Origin of the sequence: Streptomyces marokkonensis, from assembly GCF_039539045.1 — a bacterium.
GTDB classification, from domain to species: Bacteria; Actinomycetota; Actinomycetes; order Streptomycetales; family Streptomycetaceae; genus Streptomyces; species Streptomyces marokkonensis.
This window is the reverse complement of the sequence record NZ_BAABCQ010000064.1, coordinates 19,419-38,348: the sequence shown is the minus strand read 5'-3', so window position 1 is coordinate 38,348 and position 18,930 is coordinate 19,419. Positions and strand designations below refer to the sequence as shown.

The window sequence follows — 18,930 nt, the reverse complement described above, 5'->3', positions numbered from 1 at the left end:
GGTATGTGACGGCGTCCTGGCAGAAACCCGTAACCCGCACACTCCCCCTGACCGCAGCGCTGGCCGGCGGGGTGATCGGGGTCGACATGAACGCCGGCCACCTCGCCGCCTGGCGCCTGGACACCCACGGCAACCCCACCGGACACCCCCGACGCTTCTCCTACGACCTCACCGGACCAGCCGAACACCGCGACGCGCAGGTCCGCCACGCCCTGGCCCGCCTCCTGCACTGGGCCCGGGCCTGCGGCGTGACAGCGATCGCCGTCGAAGACCTCGACTTCACCGCCGAGAAGACCCGAGAGAAGCACGGCGGCAGGAAACGGTTCAGGCAGCTGATCTCCGGCATGCCCACCGGCCGCCTCCGCGCCCGCCTGACCTCCATGGCCGACCAGACCGGGATCACGGTCATCGCCGTCGATCCCGCCTACACCAGCCGATGGGGCGCCCAGCACTGGCAGAAACCACTCACCAGCCAAACCCGTAGGACGACCCGTCACGATGCCGCGAGCATCGCGATCGGACGACGCGCCCAGGGGTATCCGGTCCGGCGACGGACGGCACCGCCCCGCACCCACCAGAGCGATGGATGCGGGCACCGGACCGTCCAGGCCCCACCGGAAGCTCCTGGGCGTGAGGGACCTCGCCCCCGTATTCCCGGACCACGGACACGATCCGTGCCACCGGACACGGAGCGAACGCGGGCGACCAGGACACCCAACACCGTTCGGGATGTCCGCAGTAAGCAGGAACGGGTCGAAGACTCACTCCTGCACACTGAATAGGAACGGTCAGACCGGGCCACCGAGTCGATCATCACCTGACGCAGACGCAGTACTTCCTCCGCGTCCTCGGGCAGCGCACGGCGTACGAGGGTCATGCCGGGCATGCTAACCACCGGGCGCCCGCGATCGCGTCGTCTTCCCGCCGGGCGCGCTTGCCTGGAGCGCACTCCAAGGCCATAGCGTGGAGCACATGACGGTGATGCAGACCGCGGCCGAGACCATCGCGCCGAACGCCACCAGAACAGACACCTGCTCCGCCCCGCCCCGGCGCCACCCGCGCCCCGAAGGACAGGACCACTACACCATCAGCGAGGTCGTCGCCTTCAGCGGACTGACGGCCCACACGCTGCGCTGGTACGAGCGGATCGGCCTGATGTCCCACATCGACCGCTCGCACACCGGGCAGCGCCGCTACAGCAACCGCGACCTGGACTGGCTCGACCTGGTCGGCAAGCTCCGCCTGACCGGCATGCCGGTCGCCGACATGGTCCGGTACGCGGAACTCGTGCGCGAGGGCGAGAGCACCTACCTCGACCGGCGGGAACTGCTGGAGTCCACGCGCCGTGACGTGCTGACGAGGATCGGCGAGCTCCAGGACACCCTCGCCGTACTCGACCGGAAGATCAGCTTCTATGGGGACGCCGGACGCGCCCGTGAAGGGGAGAGGACCCGATGACCGACAGCAGGATCCCGACGGTACGGCTCGGCGACGACGGCCCGGAGGTGGGCGTCCAGGGCCTGGGCTGCATGGGCATGAGCTTCGGGTACGGCCCGTCGGACGCCGACGCGTCACGGGCGACACTGGAGCGGGCGCTGGAGCTCGGCGTCACGCTCTACGACACGGCCGACGCGTACGGCGCCGGCGAGAACGAGCGGTTCCTGTCGCCGTTCTTCAAGGCCCACCGCGACGAGGTCGTCGTCGCGACCAAGTTCGCCCTGGCCATCCCGCCGGACGAGCCGACGAAGCGGATCATCCGCAACGACCCGCCCTACATCCGCCAGGCAGTCGAGGCGAGCCTGCGCCGCCTGGACGTCGACGTGATCGACCTCTACTACATGCACCGGCGCGACGTGAACGTGCCGATCGAGGAGACCGTCGCCGTCATGGCCGACCTCGTCCGCGAGGGCAAGGTCAAGCACCTCGGGCTGAGCGAGGTGACGGGCGACGAGCTGCGGGCCGCCCGGGCGGTGCATCCGATCGCCGCCGTGCAGTCGGAGTGGTCGCTGTTCAGCCGGGACATCGAGGCGGGCGTGGTGCCGGCCGCCCGCGAACTGGGCGTGGCCCTCGTCCCGTACTCCCCACTCGGCAGGGGCTTTCTCACTGGCGCCTTCACCAACGCCGACCAGGACCTCACAGCCGGCGACTTCCGCCGCCAGCATCCCCGCTTCACCGGCGACAACGCGGCGGCCAACGCGGCCCTCCTCGACCCGGTCCGCACGGTCGCCGACGCCCACGACGCCACCCTCGGCCAGATCGCCCTGGCCTGGGCGCAGCAGCGGGCGCGGGTGCACGACCTCGCGGTGATCCCGATCCCGGGCACCCGGAAGCCGGGCCGGGTGGAGGAGAACACGGCGGCGACGACGATCGTCCTGACGGAGGAGGAGCTGACCCTGCTGGAGCCGATCGCGGGGAAGGTCGCGGGCAACCGGTACGCGGACATGGCGTTCACTTCCGCCGGACGGGAGTGAGGGAGCGCCTCGTAGGGGTGCGGGGCTGTGTCGGTGTGCGGCTCCGCCGCGTGGGCGCGGGCGACCCGCCACAGCCCGCGCCCGGCGACGAAAGTGAACTCGGCGGACGCGAGGCCTAAAGTTCCGCCAGCAACTCCGCCTTCTTCGAGGAGAACTCCTCGTCCGTCACCAGGCCCGCCTGATGCAGCTCCCCGAGGTGCCGGATCCGCTCGGCGATGTCCGCGGGGTCACGCCGAGGCGCCGGAACCGGCACCGGCACCGCGGAGCCGCGTTCCCGCACCGCCGCCAGCACCGCCGCGGCGAACGGCAGTGACTCGTGCACGGGCCCGTACCCGAGCCCGAACACGACCGCCGCCGGATCCTGGTCGGCCTGCGGAACGGTCGGCGTCCCGTCCCGTGGCAGCAGCCGCAGATACCCGTCGAACACATCGGGGGAACGCCACTCCACGCCACCCAGGCCGGCGACCGAGAAGCTCTGGTCGCCGGCCTTCCACTTCGCCGACGACGCGCCCGTCCAGAACCACCGGAACGCCACCGACGTGCCGTCGAAGGAGGCCTTTCCGTCGTACGCCTTGAAGTGCAGCGGCGCCTCGGGCGCCGACACCAGGTACCGCTCGGTCTTGCCGGTCTCGGTCAGCAGCGTCCGCAGCTCGTCGGCGTAGTACTCCGCGAGCGTCTCCCGTTCGGCGGGCAGCACCAGCCGATACGGGTCGCAGCCCTCCTTCAGCTGTCCGGACGCCGCTTCCATCAGTGGATCGGCGCCCGGACGCGGCTCGACGCGCAGCACGACGGTGCCCCGCCTGCCGGGCGTGAGCGTCACCCCGGCGATCGCCTCCAGGGGGACACGGCGTTCCCCCAAGGCCTGGAACAGTTTGGGTGTTCGAATCCCCCGTTCGTAGCGGATGAGCACGGAGTCGGACTCGAACTCCCAGGCGGCATGAAATCCGGCCAGTACGTCACCCATACGGCTCATCGTATGCGGCACGAGCTCTTCCGTCCCCTCCCCGTGCAAACCGGAGTTTCTGCGCCTCTACGCGCGTCCGGCCGTCGTCGCCGCGGACAAACCCGCCCGGCATGTGTCGTCTGTCGCGGCGCAGGCGACCGTGCGGTATGCGCCAACGCCGATCTCCGCGAAGTTCCGCAGGCTCTCCGTACCCGGTACGAAGTAGCCGCTGTGCCCCTCGGCGCCCCGCGCGGACAGCACCCGCGCCCCGAACGCCGCGGACACCGGGTCGGCACCGTGTCCGAGGCCGCCGACCTCCAGGTACGGCACGTCCTGGATCCAGTCGTCGGCGTCCCGCATCGCCCACACATGGGCGGAGGTGCGCAGCTGGGTGGCCCTCTCGACCCGCATGCCGGGGCTGCCGGCCACCGCTATGTCGGTCACCCGGCCGGGTAGCGTGTCGGCGGCGAGGCCGCACACCACGGAGCCGTAGCTGTGGCAGAACAGCGAGACGGGGGCGCGGCCCGGCAGCGCCCGCAGCAGTGCGTTCAGCCGGACGGCCCCGTGTTCGGCGCGGTTCGCCGTGGCCGCCTCCATGCCGAGGCCGTCGGGGGAGACGTAGTCGGCCCAGGCGATCACGGCCGTACGCGTGTCAGGGCTCACCCTGCGCTCGGCGGCGTGCAACGACTCGGCCATGCCGACGGGCGCCGCGTACTTGCGGTCGGTGCGCTGGAAGGTGAGGAGCTCGGTGTCCACGCCGGGCACCACGACGGACACGCGGTCGGCGCGGTTCAGGTTCCCGAACACCTCGGCGACCTTGCCCGAGCCCGCCGGATCGAAGGCGAGGACGTGGCGGTCGGGGTTCAGCAGCGACTCGTAGTGGTGCGCGCGCCGGCCCGCCTCGCGTTGCCCGGACAGGGACAGCCTTTTGTCGTGCATGCGTAGTCGCTCCACCGCGCGTGCCTTGCGCAGGGCCGCGCGGTTGGCGAGGTAGCGGAGTTCGACGGGGGCGCCGTTCATGTTGCCGACGGCGAGGGGATAGCGGCGGGCCAGGCTGTCGCGCTGCCACTGGGCGAGCGAGGCGAAGAAGCGGGCCAGCCGGCCGGGGGCCGCCTGCGCGTCAGGAAGTCGGCGTCCGTCGATCCGGCCGTGCTCCCAGGCCGCGACCGACGCTTCGAGGGCTGTGGGTCCCCGCTGGTTTCGCAGGGCGGTCCAGCCGGTGGTCGCCAGCATCACGAACACCACGGCCAGGGCGAGCAGTGCGCGCCAGGCGTTCAGTTGCGGGGAGGTGTCGAAAGAAGTCACTGGGAGGACACACTAGGAGAACGGGACGGCCTCCCGTGAATCAAGTGACGCGGATCACGTTTCGATCATGGGCTGTGGGGTGGTTCCGTTCGCCGGGTCCGCCCGTCCGATCCGCTCGGCCCCCGGAGTGCTCCGCCAGTCGCCGGTGAGCGCGGGTCCCACCTGGTCGAGGTAGGAGGCGGTCAGATCGCGCAGCGCCGCGAGGCCGGCGTCGTCCCGCGTCGACCAGATCCGCTCGGTCACCCGCATCACCGCTCCGAAGACGGCCACGACGACACGGGGCCGGGGGTCCGCCTCCACGTCGAGGTGCTCGCGGTCGGCGATGACGAGGGCGATCTCCTCCTCCAGCTCCGTCGCTCGCCGCAGGTGCGCGGCGAGGAGCGCGGGCGTCGACTCGATCACCCGGTAGAAGCGCATGTGCAGTTCGAGCGGGACCAGCCGTTCCACGGCCTCTCCGATGGTGCTCCAGCTCTCCACGAGGGCCTGGCGCAACGAGTCCAGCGGCGCCTCGCCGGGCGGGCGGCGGCGTACGGCGTCGACGAAGTGCGCCTCCGCGAGCCGCGACACGAAGAAGGCCACCTCCTCCTTGCTGGCGAAGTAGCGGAAGAAGGTGCGCTGGGACACATCGGCCGTCTCGGCGATGTCGTCGACGGTCGTCTCCTCGTAGCCCCGCTCGGTGAACAGCTCGAGGGCGGACCGCAGCAGCGTGTCCCGGGTGCGCTGCTTCTTGCGTTCGCGCAGTCCCGGTGGGCCGGCCGTGTCCGCCATGTTCAAGAGGTTCGCTCCTCGGGTCGGCCACGGTGTGTCGCCGCGCTGTCGATTTCGCTGTGTTTCCGCAGTTCAGGCTAAAGGTAGATGTCCAGTCAGTTACCGACCGGTGAAATGGTTTGTCAACTGTCAGTGGCTGTCATTAACCTCGAATGTATGACTAGTCAGACCACCATCGACAAGACGGGATCGGGAGGCGAGGGAGCGTCGTCCGGCCCGTCGGCCCCGGCGCCTGCCAGCGGACTGCGCGGTCATCCGTGGCTCACGCTCTTCACCGTCGCTGTAGGGGTCATGATGGTGGCCCTCGACGGCACCATCGTCGCCATCGCCAACCCGGCCATCCAGAGCGACCTGAACGCCAGTTTCGCCGACGTCCAGTGGATCACCAACGCCTACTTCCTCGCCCTCGCGGTCTCGCTGATCACCGCGGGCAAGCTCGGTGACCGCTTCGGACACCGGCAGACCTTCCTCATCGGCGTGGTCGGCTTCGCCGCGGCCTCCGGTGCCATCGGTCTGTCCGACAGCATCCCGCTGGTCGTCGCCTTCCGTGTACTCCAGGGCCTGTTCGGCGCGCTGCTGATGCCGGCCGCGCTCGGTCTGCTGCGGGCCACCTTCCCGGCCGAGAAACTCAACATGGCCATCGGCATCTGGGGCATGGTCATCGGCGCCTCCACCGCGGGCGGCCCGATCCTCGGCGGCGTGCTGGTCGAGCACGTCAACTGGCAGTCCGTGTTCTTCATCAACGTGCCGGTGGGCATCCTCGCCGTCGTCCTCGGCGTCATGATCCTGCTGGACCACCGCGCGGAGAACGCCCCGCGCTCCTTCGACGTCCTGGGCATCGCGCTGCTCTCCACCGCGATGTTCTGCCTGGTCTGGGCGCTCATCAAGGCTCCCGAGTGGGGCTGGGGCGCCGGCCTGACGTGGCTGTTCCTCGCCGTCGCCGTCGTGGGCTTCGGGCTCTTCGCCTTCTGGGAGACGAGGATCAAGGAGCCGCTGATCCCGATGGCGCTGTTCCGTTCGGTGCCGCTGTCGGCGGGCGTGGTGCTGATGGTCATGATGGCCATCGCCTTCATGGGCGGCCTGTTCTTCGTGACCTTCTACCTCCAGAACGTGCACGGCATGAGCCCGATCGACGCCGGTCTGCACCTGCTGCCGCTCACCGGCATGATGATCGTCGGCTCGCCGCTGGCAGGCGCGATGATCACCAAGGTCGGCCCGCGTATCCCGCTCGCGGGAGGCATGGCGTTCACCGCGCTGGCCATGTACGGCATGTCCACCCTGGAGACGGACACCGGCAGCGGCCTCATGTCGCTCTGGTTCGCCCTGCTGGGCCTGGGCCTCGCGCCCGTGATGGTCGGTGCCACGGAGGTCATCGTCGGCAACGCCCCGATGGAGCTGTCCGGCGTCGCCGGCGGTCTCCAGCAGGCGGCGATGCAGATCGGCGGCAGCCTCGGTACGGCCGTGCTGGGCGCCGTGATGGCCTCCAAGGTCGACAGCGACCTGGCGGGCAACTGGGCGGACGCGGGCCTTCCGGAGCTGAAGCCGGAACAACTGGGCCAGGCCTCCGAGGCGGTCCAGGTCGGCGTGCCGCCGGTGTCCGAGGGCATGCCGGAGCCGCTGGCCGCGAAGATCACGGAGGTCGCGCACGACACCTTCCTCTCCGGCATGAGCCTGGCGTCGCTCGTCGCCGCCGGCGTCGCGGCCGTGGCCGTGCTGGTCGCGTTGCTCACCAAGCGCGGTGAGAACGCGGAGGCGGGCGCCGGAGTGGGCCACATCTGACGGAGAGCGCGTGACGGAGAGCGCGTGACGGAGTGCCGGCCCGCCAGGCCCGGCACTCCGTCCTTTTTCCGGCTCTGTTCGCCTATCCGGGTGACAGGGTCGGTGAACGCTCCCCTCCGACGGACCTCGCAGGTCACAGTGGGTCAAGTCCTCCGCAGGGCACGGAGGGCGAGAGGCTGCGGCGCGCTGCTGGAGGGGGGCAGCGCGCAGGCAGCCGTTCCCGGCATGCATGAGGCGCCGCACAGGGGTACCCGAACTCCACGGAGAGTTCAGGGAGTTGATGATGGCGAGCTTTGGACAGAAATCGCGCAGGCACCCCCGCTCACGTGGCCGGACGTGGTCACGGACCGGGCCGGATCGCGTGACGCTCGCAATCGTCGGAGTCATCTGCGCGGTCGCCGGGTTCTTCGTGCTGGGGATCGTCCTCGGCCCCGTCGCGGTCATCTGCGGCTGGCTCGCCATGGGCCGAAGCTGGGCGGGATCCCGCCCGGTACCGGCCGTGGTCGCCCTGGTCCTGGGCATCATCGACACGGTCCTGGCGGTCATCGGGCTCCTCGGAGCGACGGCGCCGGGCCACGGCATGCTCTGACACCCGCCTTGACCCGCCGCACCCGCCTAGACCGAGGGACCGCCGGTGTTCCGGATCATCTGCTGGAGCACTTTCAGCGTCGTGACGTAGTCGGCGTCGTCGATGCCCCGGTGGATGTGGTCCCGGATGGCCGGGGCGTGCTGCTGGAGGCCGATGCGAGCCTCCTCGCCCGACGCGGTGATCCATAGGCGCCCTTCGGCGTCGCGGGTCAGCCAACCGCGCACCAGCAGGACTTCCGCCTCCGCCCTCAGGTCGTCTTCGGGCCTGAGGTACGAGTTCATGGCCTGCTGGAGTTCGGGGACGGTCATACCGTGGCCGTCGGGTGAGATGTCGTTCTCCGACAGGTTGCGCAGCAGCCAGAACTGGGGCTGGGTGAAGCCCAGTTCCGCCTGCCGGGCCCGGACGAACGAGATGACGGCCTCATAGGCCACTCCGGTCCAGTACCCGGCGGGCTGCGCGGCAAGGCCGGCGTCGGACATGGGTCGGGTCGTCATGCGTGTGCTCCCTCAGGAATGGCTGATGATGCGAGCACGCTAGGACCTCAAGCTAAGTCGAGGTCAAGGTCGGACTCGGGTCCGACCGCGGTGCCGTGAACGACCACCCCGCTCCGTCACCCGGCGACCGGATGTTCCTCGCCGCGACCGTGCCACACCCGCGGCACGCACCACACGGGACCTCGCGGCTCGCACCGCCCTGTCCCGCAAGGACCCGGGCCCGCCCCAAAAGGACCCCGCGGAACAGGCAGTGAGGGGCGGAGGAGCCGCAGCCCCACCGCCCCTCACACAATCCGTCTACGCGTTACGCGTTACGCGTTACGCGTCACCACCCGCGACCCCCGGATCCGCCGCCGCGACCTCGAGCAGCTGATACCGGTCGATCGCCTGCTTCAGCACCGACCGGTCGACCTTCCCCTCCCGCGCCAGCTCCGTCAGCACCCCCACCACGATCGACTGCGCGTCGATGTGGAAGAAGCGCCGCGCCGCACCGCGCGTGTCCGCGAAGCCGAACCCGTCCGCGCCCAGCGACTGGTACGTCCCCGGCACCCAGCGTGCGATCTGGTCCGGGACCGACCTCATCCAGTCGGACACGGCCACGAACGGCCCCTGCGCCCGGGCCAGCTTCCGCGTCACGTACGGCACCTGCTGCTCCTCCTCGGGGTGCAGCAGGTTGTGCTCCTCGCACGCCACCGCCTCGCGCCGCAGCTCGTTCCAGGAGGTCGCCGACCAGACGTCGGCGCGCACGTCCCACTCCTCCGCGAGGATCCGCTGGGCCTCGACCGCCCACGGCACCGCGACCCCGGACGCCATGATCTGTGCCGGGAGGGATCCGGAGGTCCCCTCGCTGAAGCGGTACACGCCCTTGAGGATGCCTTCGACGTCCACGTCCTCGGGCTCGGCCGGGTGCTGGATCGGCTCGTTGTAGACGGTGAGGTAGTAGAAGACGTCCTCGCCGTGGGGGTGCCGCTCGTCCCCGCCGTACATCCGGCGCAGGCCGTCCTGGACGATGTGCGCGATCTCGAAGCCGAAGGCGGGGTCGTACGCGACGCACGCCGGGTTGGTGGACGCCAGCAGCTGGGAGTGGCCGTCCGCGTGCTGGAGGCCCTCACCCGTCAGTGTCGTACGGCCCGCGGTCGCGCCCAGCACGAAACCGCGCGACAACTGGTCACCCATCTGCCAGAACTGGTCACCGGTGCGCTGGAATCCGAACATCGAGTAGAAGACGTAGACCGGAATGAGTGGCTCGCCGTGCGTGGCGTACGCCGATCCGGCCGCGATCAGCGAGGCCGTGCAGCCGGCCTCCGAGATGCCGTCGTGCAGCATCTGCCCGTTCGGCGCCTCCTTGTAGGCGAGCAGCAGGTCGCGGTCCACGGACTCGTACTGCTGCCCGAGCGGGTTGTAGATCTTCGCACTCGGGAAGAACGAGTCCATTCCGAACGTACGGTACTCGTCCGGCGCGATCAGCACGAACCGCTTGCCGATCTCCTTGTCCCGCATGAGGTCCTTCAGTAGCCGCACGAAGGCCATCGTCGTCGCGATGGACTGCTGGCCCGACCCCTTCTTCACGGTCGCGTACGTCTTGTCGTCCGGCAGGGCGAGCGGCTTCGACCGTACGACCCGGGTCGGGACGTACCCGCCGCAGCCCAGGCGCCGGTCGTGCATGTACTGCATCTCCTCGGTGTCCCGGCCGGGGTGGTAGTACGGCGGCGGGCCGGACTCCAGCTCCCGGTCGGAGATCGGCAGGTGCAGCCGGTCACGGAAGCGCTTGAGGTCGTCGACCGTCAGCTTCTTCATCTGGTGCGTGGCGTTGCGGCCCTCGAAGTTCGGGCCCAGCGTCCAGCCCTTGATCGTCTTGGCGAGGATGACCGTCGGCTGGCCCTTGTGCTCCTGGGCCGCCTTGTACGCGGCGTAGATCTTCCGGTGGTCGTGCCCGCCGCGGCCCAGGTGCAGGATCTGGTCGTCGGTCATGCTCTCGACCATCGCGCGCAGCCGGTGGTCGTCGCCGAAGAAGTGGTCGCGGATGTAGGCCCCGGACTCGGTGGCGTACGTCTGGAACTGGCCGTCCGGCGTCGTGTTCATCCGGTTGACCAGGACACCGTCGCGGTCCTGTGCGAGCAGCGGGTCCCAGGTGCGGTCCCACACCAGTTTGATCACGTTCCAGCCGGCGCCTCGGAAGACCGACTCCAGCTCCTGGATGATCTTCCCGTTGCCGCGCACGGGGCCGTCGAGGCGCTGGAGGTTGCAGTTGACGACGAAGGTCAGGTTGTCCAGGCCCTCGCGGGCGGCGATGGACAGCTGGCCCAGCGACTCCGGTTCGTCCATCTCGCCGTCGCCGAGATAGGCCCACACGTGCGACTTCGACGTGTCCGCGATTCCGCGCGCGTGCATGTAGCGGTTCATCCGTGCCTGGTAGATCGCGCCGATCGGCCCGAGGCCCATCGAGACGGTCGGGAACTCCCAGAAGTCCGGCATCGAGCGTGGGTGCGGGTACGACGACAGGGCGTGCGGCGCCGCGGACTTCTCCTGCCGGAAGCCGTCCAGGTGCTGCTCGGTCAGCCGGTCCAGCAGGTACGCGCGCGCGTAGATGCCCGGCGAGGCATGCCCCTGGAAGAAGACCTGGTCGCCGCCGTCGCCCTCGTCCTTGCCGCGGAAGAAGTGGTTGAAGCCCACGTCGTACAGGGAGGCGGAGGAGGCGAAGGTCGCGATGTGGCCGCCGACGCCGATGCCGGGCCGCTGCGCGCGGGAGACCATCACGGCGGCGTTCCAGCGGGTGGCGTTGAGGATCTTGCGCTCGATCTCCTCGTTGCCGGGGAAGAACGGCTCGCTCTTGGTCGGGATGGTGTTGACGTAGTCCGTGCTGCGCATCTCGGGCACGGCCACGCGCATCTCGCGGGCCCGCTCGATCAGCCGCAGCATCAGATAGCGGGCCCGCTCCCGGCCGCGCGCGTCGACGGCGGCGTCGAGGGAGTCGAGCCACTCCTGGGTCTCCTCCGGATCGAAGTCAGGAACCTGACTCGGAAGGCCGCCAATGATGATCGGATTGCGATCACTGCGATCGGATGCGGAAGCCACGCTGTTCCTTCGCTGTCAGAGGGCAACTTTGCCGGGTGTCGCGCCGTTTCCCCGCCGATTCACCATCGTGGACCTCGCGCGGGCAAACGTCATCTGTACCGTGGGGTAACCGATCTCCCCATGGGATCGGGGGCACGTTCATTCGAGTCTCGTACCCACACATGGTTCCCAAATACGCAAACGGGGCAGATAGGTGTGGTGTACGTCACCTTCGGTCTGGACGGCATGGCGGGAGTTGCGGCGACACCGCCGGGATCGTCACCGTTTCGACGGTCCCAGTCGCCGGGTACTTGCGCGATCCGTCCCGCCCGTGTGGACTACGGTCAATGCTTCGCGCACGCGCGTGGCTGAGATATTCACCAAGACATGATCAGGAGGCAACCCGTGAGCGCGACCGCGGACCACGCGGAGGAGCGGACGAACCCTGCCGTCAGGCTGGGGTTCCAGCCCGGGCAGGTGGTCCAGGAGATCGGCTACGACGACGACGTCGACCAGGAGCTCCGCGAGGCCATTGAGGGCGCCGTCGAGGGCGAGCTGGTGGACGAGGACTACGAGGACGTGGCCGACGCCGTCGTGCTGTGGTTCCGTGACGACGACGGCGACCTGACGGATGCGCTGGTGGATGCCACCACGTACATCGAAGAGGGCGGGGCGATCCTGCTCCTCACGCCGAAGACCGGCCGTTCGGGGTACGTCGAGGCCAGCGACATTTCGGAAGCCGCGACGACCGCCGGACTGACGGCGTCCAAGAGCGTCAGCGTCGGAAAGGACTGGAGCGGCAGCCGACTGGCGACGCCCAAGGCCGCCAAGTCCAAGCGGTAGCCGGCCAGGCTCCGCACCACACCGGACCCCCGTACGGGCCGACCGCCGTCGGCCCGTACGCGGGTCCGCGATGATCCCTGCGTAGGGTGGTTCCAGGAACCACCCTACGAAGGGACGAACAGGACATGGCGATCCAGGTCGGCGACAAGGCCCCCGACTTCGAACTCAAGGACAACCACGGCGCGACCGTCAGGCTGTCCGACTTCCATGGCCGGAAGAACGTCGTGCTGCTCTTCTACCCGTTCGCCTTCACCGGCGTGTGCACGGGCGAGCTGTGCGAGGTGCGCGACAACCTGCCGCAGTTCTCCGACCGTGACACCCAGGTGCTCGCCGTCTCCAACGACTCCATCCACACCCTGCGCGTCTTCGCCGAGCAGGAGGGCCTGGAGTACCCGCTGCTGTCCGACTTCTGGCCGCACGGCAACGTCTCGAGCGCGTACGGCGTCTTCGACGAGGGCAAGGGCTGCGCCGTCCGCGGGACCTTCGTCATCGACCGGGAGGGCGTCGTGCGCTGGACCGTCGTCAACGGCCTGCCGGACGCCCGTGACCTGACCGAGTACGTGAAGGCGCTCGACGCCCTGTGACAGGCCTTGCGGCAAGCCCTGTGGCAGGCCCCTGCGGCCGGCACGGTGATCGCCGCATGATCGGCAAGTGATCGACACCGTGTGATTTGTCGCTTCCAGGGACTGCGGTGAACGGGAACCCGTCACTAGGATCGACTCGTTGATCCGGTAGCCAGGCAAGACATCCGGCGCTCGACACCGGCGCTCGACATCCGACGCACTTCGGGGCTCCCCGCCCCAGGACACCAATGGAGGACTCGTGGGAGTCAGCCTCAGCAAGGGCGGCAACGTTTCGCTGACCAAGGAGGCCCCGGGCCTGACCGCGGTCATCGTGGGTCTGGGGTGGGACATCCGCACCACGACCGGTACCGACTTCGACCTCGACGCCAGCGCGATGCTGCTGAACAGCGGCGGCAAGGTCGCCAGCGACGCGCACTTCATCTTCTTCAACAACCTGAAGAGCCCGGACGGCTCGGTCGAGCACACCGGTGACAACCTCACCGGCGAGGGCGAGGGCGACGACGAGCAGATCAAGATCGACCTCGCCGGAGTCCCCGCCGACGTCGAGAAGGTCGTCTTCCCGGTCTCGATCTACGACGCCGAGAACCGCCAGCAGTCCTTCGGCCAGGTGCGCAACGCGTTCATCCGCGTCGTCAACCAGGCCGGCGGCGCCGAGATCGCTCGTTACGACCTGAGCGAGGACGCCTCCACGGAGACCGCCATGGTCTTCGGCGAGCTGTACCGGCACGGTGCGGAGTGGAAGTTCCGCGCCATCGGCCAGGGCTATGCCTCGGGCCTGCGCGGCATCGCGCAGGACTTCGGCGTGAACGTCTGAGTCACCCCTACGTCCGAGGCGGCGGCCTCGACCGTCCGGCGCCGCACGGTTTACGTGCGGCGCCGGACGCGCAGGAAACCCGAGAACCATCACCCGGGGAGGGATCACCATGGGCGTCACACTTGCCAAGGGAGGCAACGTCTCCCTGTCCAAGGCCGCACCGGACCTCACACAGGTACTGGTCGGGCTCGGCTGGGACGCGCGTTCCACCACCGGAGCACCCTTCGACCTCGACGCCAGCGCACTGGCGTGCGGCAGTGGCCGGGTGCTCGGCGACGAGTGGTTCATCTTCTACAACCAGCTCAAGAGCCCGGACGGCTCCATCGAGCACACCGGCGACAATCTCACCGGCGAGGGCGACGGTGACGACGAGTCGGTGCTGATCGACCTCTCCGTGGTGCCCACCCGGTGCGACAAGATCGTCTTCCCGGTCTCGATCCACCTGGCCGACGAGCGCGGCCAGACCTTCGGTCAGGTCAGCAACGCCTTCATCCGCGTCGTCAACCAGGCCGACGGCCAGGAACTCGCTCGCTACGACCTCAGCGAGGACGCCTCCACAGAGACCGCGATGATCTTCGGCGAGCTCTACCGCTACCAGGGTGAGTGGAAGTTCCGTGCCGTGGGGCAGGGGTACGCGTCGGGGCTCCGGGGCATCGCTCTAGACTTCGGAGTCAACGTTTCGTAAAGCCGCGTACGGCAGCAGGGAGCCCCTTTCCAGACTCCGTCCGGGGGGTGCCTCCAACACACGATTGGGTAGCCAGTGGTTCTGAAAACCTTCGGGTGGTCGTTCGCGGTCACCGCGCTCGGCCTAGTGGCCGCGATCTTCTACGGGGGGTGGACCGCTTTTGGCATCGTGGCGATCCTGTCCGTACTGGAGATCTCGCTGTCCTTCGACAACGCGGTGGTCAACGCCGGGATCCTGAAGAAGATGAATGCCTTCTGGCAGAAGATCTTCCTCACGATCGGCATCCTGATCGCCGTCTTCGGCATGCGCCTGGTCTTCCCGGTCGTGATCGTGGCGGTCAGCGCGTCGCTCGGGCCGATCGAGGCCGTCGACCTCGCGCTCACCGACAAGGACCGCTATCAGGAGCTGGTGACGGACGCCCATCCGTCGATCGCCGCCTTCGGTGGCATGTTCCTCCTTATGATCTTCCTCGACTTCATCTTCGAGGACCGCGACATCAAGTGGCTCGGCTGGCTGGAGCGCCCGCTGGCCAAGCTCGGCAAGGTCGACATGCTGTCGGTCTGCATCGCCCTGGTCGTGCTGCTGGTCTCCGCGATCACCTTCGGCGCTCACGCCCACCAGCACGGCGGTACCCACGCCGACAAGGCGGAGACGGTCCTGCTCGCCGGTATCGCCGGCCTGATCACCTACCTGGTCGTCGGCGGTCTCTCCGGCTTCTTCGAGGAGAAGCTCGAAGAGGAGGAGGAGCGCGAGCACGAGGCCGAGGAGAAGGCCGAGCGGGCCGGCAAGCCCAAGTCGGCGGTCAAGCTGGCCGGCAAGGCGGCGTTCTTCATGTTCCTCTACCTCGAGGTCCTGGACGCGTCGTTCTCCTTCGACGGCGTCATCGGTGCCTTCGCCGTCACCAACGACATCGTCCTGATGGCCCTGGGCCTCGGCATCGGCGCCATGTACGTCCGGTCCCTGACCATCTACCTGGTCCGTCAGGGCACCCTGGACGACTACGTCTACCTGGAGCACGGCGCGCACTACGCCATCGGCGCCCTCGCAGTCATCCTCCTGGTCACCATCCAGTACGAGATCCACGAGCTCATCACCGGCTCCATCGGCGTGATCCTGATCGGTGCCTCCTTCCTGTCCTCCGTACGCCGTAACAAGCGGCTCGCCGAGGCCGGGGGAGACGGCGGCAAGCAGAAGGCGGAGGTCTCCTCCGGGGTGTGAAACCCTGCTGTTCCCGGACCGGGTTCGACCCCGGTGCGCCTGTTCTTTCGGTGTGAACACGGCCCGGGTGAGGAACGCTCTGTGCGGGGCGGCCAACGAGGACGACTCCTCGGGGCCGCCCCGTCGGCGGTCGCGGTGGTCGAGTGAAAGTGGGGGCGGGAATGGGCTTCTTGGACGGTCTGCGGCGAGGCCGCGAGGCCGAGTTCGACTCCGGCAGCGCGGCGACCAACTCCATCCAGCTGACCAAACGGCACAGCCAGGTCTCCCTGTCCAAACAGGGCGCGGCCACCGGTCACCTGCGCATCAACCTCAGCTGGCGGATGCGGACCTCGGACATCAGGGGCGTGCAGCGCGAGAGCCTGCTACGGCACCCCTTCAAGGCGCTCAAACCCCCCGAGGTCGTCGGCCACAGCCAGAGCATGGTCAACGTCGACCTCGACCTCGGCTGCCTCTACGAGCTCCAGGACGGCACCCGCGGGGTCGTCCAGCCGCTCGGCGGTTTCCTGGGGGACGCCAACGCCGCGCCGTACGTCAAACTCAGCGGCGACGACCGCTTCGGCTCGGCCTCCGGCGAGACGATCTACGTCAACCTCGACCACAAGGACGCCATCAAACGCCTCCTGCTCTTCGCCTACATCTACGACCAGACCCCGGCCTTCGACCGGACGCACGCCATCGTCACGCTCTACCCGAGCAACGGTCCCCGCATCGAGATAGGCCTCGACGAGCGCCATCCGCAGGCCCGCTCCTGCGCCGTGGTGATGATCGAGAACGTCAAGGGCGAGATCTTCGTCCGCCGTGAGGTGAAGTTCGTGTACGGCTTCCAGGGAGAGCTGGACCGTCTGTACGGGTGGGGCCTGCAGTGGGGCCGGGGGCACAAGAGCAAGGTGGAGCGCTGAGGATCCCCCTCCGCCCGGCCCCGCCCACGTCCCCGTATGCGTCCGCCGAGACCCCGCCCGTACCGCTCGGGCGCCTACCTTCCGAGGAACTGCGGCCCCTGCGGGGGCAGCCGGAAGTCCGGATCGGGTGCCCCGGTGACCGGCGGCGGGTAACCGTAGCCCGACTGCGCACCGGTGACCCCCGCCGCGGCGGGCGCCTGTGGATACCCGTACCCGGGGCGTCCGGCCGGCTGCGGATAGCCGTAGGCCGGCTGTGCCGCCGGAGGCTGCTGCGGATAGCCGTACGCCGGCTGTGCGGGCACTCCCACGGGCTGCTCCGGGGGCAGCGGCCGTGAGATCTCCGGGACGGGCCGGAGGGGCTGGACGGCCGTCGGCTCGTCGGGACCGACCGTCGGCGGGACGGGCGTGGACTGGGCCGGAGCGGGCGGGGCCGGAGTGGGCGGGGCCGGAGTGGGCGGGGCGGGAGCGGACGGGGACGATTCGGGCCTGGGGGGCGACATGGGACCGTCCGCCCCCTCCGACTCGTCCACCGAGATACCGAAGTCCGTCGCCAGGCCCTGAAGCCCGTTCGAATAACCCTCACCCAGCGCCCGGAACTTCCAGCCGTCCCCGCGCCGGTAGAGCTCGCCGCAGATCAGCGCGGTCTCCTCGCCCGTCTCCGGCTTGACGTCGAAGTACGCCAGAGGTTCCGCGTCGGCGGCCGTGGCGTCGTGCAGCAGGATGCGCAGCGACCGGACCCGGTCGAAGGCGGTGCCGTCCGCCGAAGCGACCAGCAGGATCCGGCCCACCGAGGGCTCGACCCCGGAGAGGTCTGTCTGGATCGTGTCGGTCAGGCTCTCCGCGACCCGCTTCTTGCCGAGCCGCCAGACCTGGCCCGACGGATGCCGGGGCTGGTTGTAGAAGACGAAGTCCTCGTCGGAACGCACACGGCCGTCCGACCCCAGCAGCAAGGCGGAGGCGTCGATGTCGGGGACCCCCTGCCCGGGTGTCCAGCGCAGCACGGCGCGTACCGTGGTGGCTTGCAGCGGGACGTTCGACCCCTTCAGCATCGCGTGCGTCATGCCGTCATCCTGCCCTCTCGGTCCTGGTCACGACAATGCGGGGGCGGGTACACGAGTCGGCTCCGCTCGGCCCGGGCCGCCGCCGCCGTCATGCCCGGGTTACCTGGAATTCATGCCCGGTGGGAACCTCCGACATGGATACGTACGTACTATTACCGGCCACCTTTGGACAGTTCACAGGTCGCCCAGACACCACGGGGGAGTTTTAATGCGTCATTTCGGACAGATTGCCCCTGATGTGCGGAAGCGGCTCTTTCACCAGGAGCCCTGCACGTTCACGGCGGACTCCCCGGCCCGGCTGCTGTCCGCGGCCCTGGGCGCCACGCTCTACAGCCCGGCCACCCGGCCCAGACTTGCCGAGGACATCCTCAAGCAGAGCGCGAGCGGCGTGGTGTCGATGGTGCTGTGCCTGGAGGACTCGATCGACGACGCCGACGTACCGGCCGGCGAGGAGAACCTCGTCCGTCAGCTGACGGACCTGACGGAGCGTGCCGACGCAGACGTCCCCCTCCTGTTCGTCCGGGTCCGCACCCCCGAGCAGATTCCCGACCTCGTACGGCGCCTCGGCCCAGCCGCGCGGCTGCTGTCCGGATTCGTGCTGCCGAAATTCACCGAGGAACGGGGCATGGCCTTCCTGGAGGCGCTCGCCGCCGCCGAGGCCGCCAGTGGCCGCAGGCTCTTCGCGATGCCCGTACTGGAATCGCCGGACCTGCTGTACCGGGAGTCCCGCGTACAGACGCTGGAGGGCATCTTCCGCGCCGTCGACAAGTACCGCGACCGCGTGCTCGCGCTGCGTCTCGGCGTGACCGACTTCTGCTCCTCCTACGGGCTGCGCAGGGGCCCCGACATGACGGCGTACGACGTCCAGATCGTCGCCTCCGTGATCGCCGACGTGGTGAACATGCTCGCCCGGGCAGACGGCACCGGATTCACGGTGACCGGACCGGTGTGGGAGTACTTCCGCGTCCAGGAGAGGATGTTCAAACCGCAACTGCGGCAGAGCCCCTTCCTGGAGGTGCAGGCCGTCGAACTGCGGCAGAAGCTGATCGCGCACGCCATGGACGGTCTGCTGCGGGAGATCTCCCTGGACCGTGCCAACGGCCTGCTGGGAAAGACCTGCATCCACCCCTCCCACGTGCTCCCCGTGCACGCGCTGTCCGTGGTCAGCCACGAGGAGTTCAGCGACGCCCAGGACATCCTGCGACCCGACCGCGGCGGCGGGGGCGTGCTCAGGTCGGCGTACACGAACAAGATGAACGAGGTGAAGCCCCACCGTGCGTGGGCCGAGCGCACCCTGCTGCGCGCCGAGGCCTTCGGGGTGGCGAACGAGGACATCGGCTTCGTGGAACTGCTCGCCGCCGGCCTGTCCGACTGAACGCAAGGAATCCATGACCGACGCAAGGGCCCAGGCCGCGGTGGACAA

Annotated in this window: 18 protein-coding genes and 1 pseudogene; 12 read left to right on the top strand and 7 right to left on the bottom strand. The window is 69.1% G+C overall.

Going from position 1 to position 18,930, the window contains the following annotated elements; genetic code table 11:
- Positions 1–782: IS200/IS605 family accessory protein TnpB-related protein (locus ABEA26_RS17855; RefSeq protein ID WP_345593462.1), on the top strand; the 782-nt coding region annotated here is incomplete at its 5' end.
- On the opposite strand, the pseudogene ABEA26_RS17850 reads toward ABEA26_RS17855, so the two are convergent.
- A pseudogene (locus ABEA26_RS17850) lies at positions 782–877 on the bottom strand (GNAT family N-acetyltransferase); the annotation flags it as partial. The gene ABEA26_RS17855 and the pseudogene ABEA26_RS17850 sit on opposite strands and share 1 nt — an antisense overlap.
- 95 nt (positions 878–972) lie before the next feature.
- Between ABEA26_RS17850 and ABEA26_RS17845 the strand changes: the two are divergent.
- Both ABEA26_RS17845 and ABEA26_RS17840 read left to right on the top strand, forming a co-directional pair.
- Entirely contained in the window at positions 973–1,458 is a 486-nt protein-coding gene (locus ABEA26_RS17845) for a MerR family transcriptional regulator (RefSeq protein ID WP_345593460.1), read from the top strand.
- Positions 1,455–2,471 (top strand): aldo/keto reductase, encoded by a 1,017-nt coding sequence (locus tag ABEA26_RS17840; RefSeq protein ID WP_345593458.1) that lies wholly within the window; start codon positions 1,455–1,457, stop codon positions 2,469–2,471. The genes ABEA26_RS17845 and ABEA26_RS17840 overlap by 4 nt, the downstream gene beginning before the upstream one ends.
- Before the next feature lie 115 nt (positions 2,472–2,586).
- Here ABEA26_RS17840 and ABEA26_RS17835 read toward each other — a convergent pair whose 3' ends face one another.
- From ABEA26_RS17835 to ABEA26_RS17825, 3 genes are all read right to left on the bottom strand, one after another.
- Entirely contained in the window at positions 2,587–3,435 is an 849-nt protein-coding gene (locus tag ABEA26_RS17835; RefSeq protein WP_345593455.1) for a DUF4429 domain-containing protein, read from the bottom strand.
- 66 nt (positions 3,436–3,501) lie between these two features.
- Positions 3,502–4,719 carry an alpha/beta hydrolase gene (locus ABEA26_RS17830; RefSeq protein ID WP_345593454.1) on the bottom strand — a complete coding sequence of 406 codons (1,218 nt, stop codon included), beginning with the start codon at positions 4,717–4,719 and terminating at the stop codon, positions 3,502–3,504.
- Positions 4,720–4,773: 54 nt separating this feature from the next.
- Positions 4,774–5,487, bottom strand: coding sequence for a TetR family transcriptional regulator (locus ABEA26_RS17825; RefSeq protein WP_345593453.1), 714 nt, complete (start codon positions 5,485–5,487; stop codon positions 4,774–4,776).
- Positions 5,488–5,643: 156 nt separating this feature from the next.
- Between ABEA26_RS17825 and ABEA26_RS17820 the strand changes: the two genes are divergently transcribed.
- Together ABEA26_RS17820 and ABEA26_RS17815 are read left to right on the top strand one after the other, a co-directional pair.
- A complete protein-coding gene (locus ABEA26_RS17820; RefSeq protein WP_345593451.1) occupies positions 5,644–7,266 on the top strand; it encodes an MFS transporter in 1,623 nt (540 codons plus the stop codon).
- A gap of 280 nt (positions 7,267–7,546) precedes the next feature.
- Positions 7,547–7,855 carry a small hydrophobic protein gene (locus tag ABEA26_RS17815; RefSeq protein ID WP_345593449.1) on the top strand — a complete coding sequence of 103 codons (309 nt, stop codon included), beginning with the start codon at positions 7,547–7,549 and terminating at the stop codon, positions 7,853–7,855.
- 26 nt (positions 7,856–7,881) lie between these two features.
- Here the strand turns inward: ABEA26_RS17815 and ABEA26_RS17810 are convergent, their stop codons facing one another.
- Positions 7,882–8,349: a MarR family transcriptional regulator gene (locus ABEA26_RS17810; protein WP_345593447.1), complete on the bottom strand. Its 468-nt coding sequence runs from the start codon at positions 8,347–8,349 to the stop codon at positions 7,882–7,884.
- Positions 8,350–8,667: 318 nt separating this feature from the next.
- Entirely contained in the window at positions 8,668–11,424 is a 2,757-nt protein-coding gene (aceE, locus tag ABEA26_RS17805) for a pyruvate dehydrogenase (acetyl-transferring), homodimeric type (RefSeq protein WP_345593445.1), read from the bottom strand.
- A gap of 384 nt (positions 11,425–11,808) precedes the next feature.
- Here aceE and ABEA26_RS17800 point away from each other — a divergent pair, with 384 nt between their 5' ends.
- The 6 genes from ABEA26_RS17800 (at position 11,809) to ABEA26_RS17775 (ending at position 16,446) form a co-directional block, all read left to right on the top strand.
- Positions 11,809–12,246, top strand: a complete 438-nt coding sequence (locus ABEA26_RS17800; protein WP_055416717.1) for a DUF3052 domain-containing protein — start codon at positions 11,809–11,811, stop codon at positions 12,244–12,246.
- A 125-nt stretch (positions 12,247–12,371) separates the two neighbouring features.
- Positions 12,372–12,830 carry a peroxiredoxin gene (locus ABEA26_RS17795; RefSeq protein WP_345593442.1) on the top strand — a complete coding sequence of 153 codons (459 nt, stop codon included), beginning with the start codon at positions 12,372–12,374 and terminating at the stop codon, positions 12,828–12,830.
- Positions 12,831–13,068: 238 nt separating this feature from the next.
- Positions 13,069–13,644 carry a calcium homeostasis/redox stress adaptation protein gene (locus ABEA26_RS17790; RefSeq protein WP_279563573.1) on the top strand — a complete coding sequence of 192 codons (576 nt, stop codon included), beginning with the start codon at positions 13,069–13,071 and terminating at the stop codon, positions 13,642–13,644.
- A 109-nt stretch (positions 13,645–13,753) separates the two neighbouring features.
- On the top strand, positions 13,754–14,329 hold the full coding sequence (locus ABEA26_RS17785; protein WP_345593438.1) for a TerD family protein: 576 nt from the start codon (positions 13,754–13,756) through the stop codon (positions 14,327–14,329).
- A gap of 75 nt (positions 14,330–14,404) precedes the next feature.
- Positions 14,405–15,547, top strand: coding sequence for a DUF475 domain-containing protein (locus ABEA26_RS17780; RefSeq protein ID WP_345593436.1), 1,143 nt, complete (start codon positions 14,405–14,407; stop codon positions 15,545–15,547).
- 161 nt (positions 15,548–15,708) lie between these two features.
- The gene (locus ABEA26_RS17775) at positions 15,709–16,446 is read left to right on the top strand and encodes a TerD family protein (RefSeq protein ID WP_345593434.1); all 738 of its coding nucleotides are present in this window, start codon (positions 15,709–15,711) and stop codon (positions 16,444–16,446) included.
- 74 nt (positions 16,447–16,520) lie between these two features.
- Here the strand turns inward: ABEA26_RS17775 and ABEA26_RS17770 are convergent, their stop codons facing one another.
- Positions 16,521–17,507 (bottom strand): TerD family protein, encoded by a 987-nt coding sequence (locus ABEA26_RS17770; RefSeq protein WP_345593432.1) that lies wholly within the window; start codon positions 17,505–17,507, stop codon positions 16,521–16,523.
- A gap of 208 nt (positions 17,508–17,715) precedes the next feature.
- On the opposite strand from ABEA26_RS17770, the gene ABEA26_RS17765 reads away from it, so the two are divergent.
- Entirely contained in the window at positions 17,716–18,882 is a 1,167-nt protein-coding gene (locus tag ABEA26_RS17765) for an HpcH/HpaI aldolase/citrate lyase family protein (RefSeq protein ID WP_345593430.1), read from the top strand.
- The last annotated feature ends 48 nt before the right edge of the window (positions 18,883–18,930 follow it).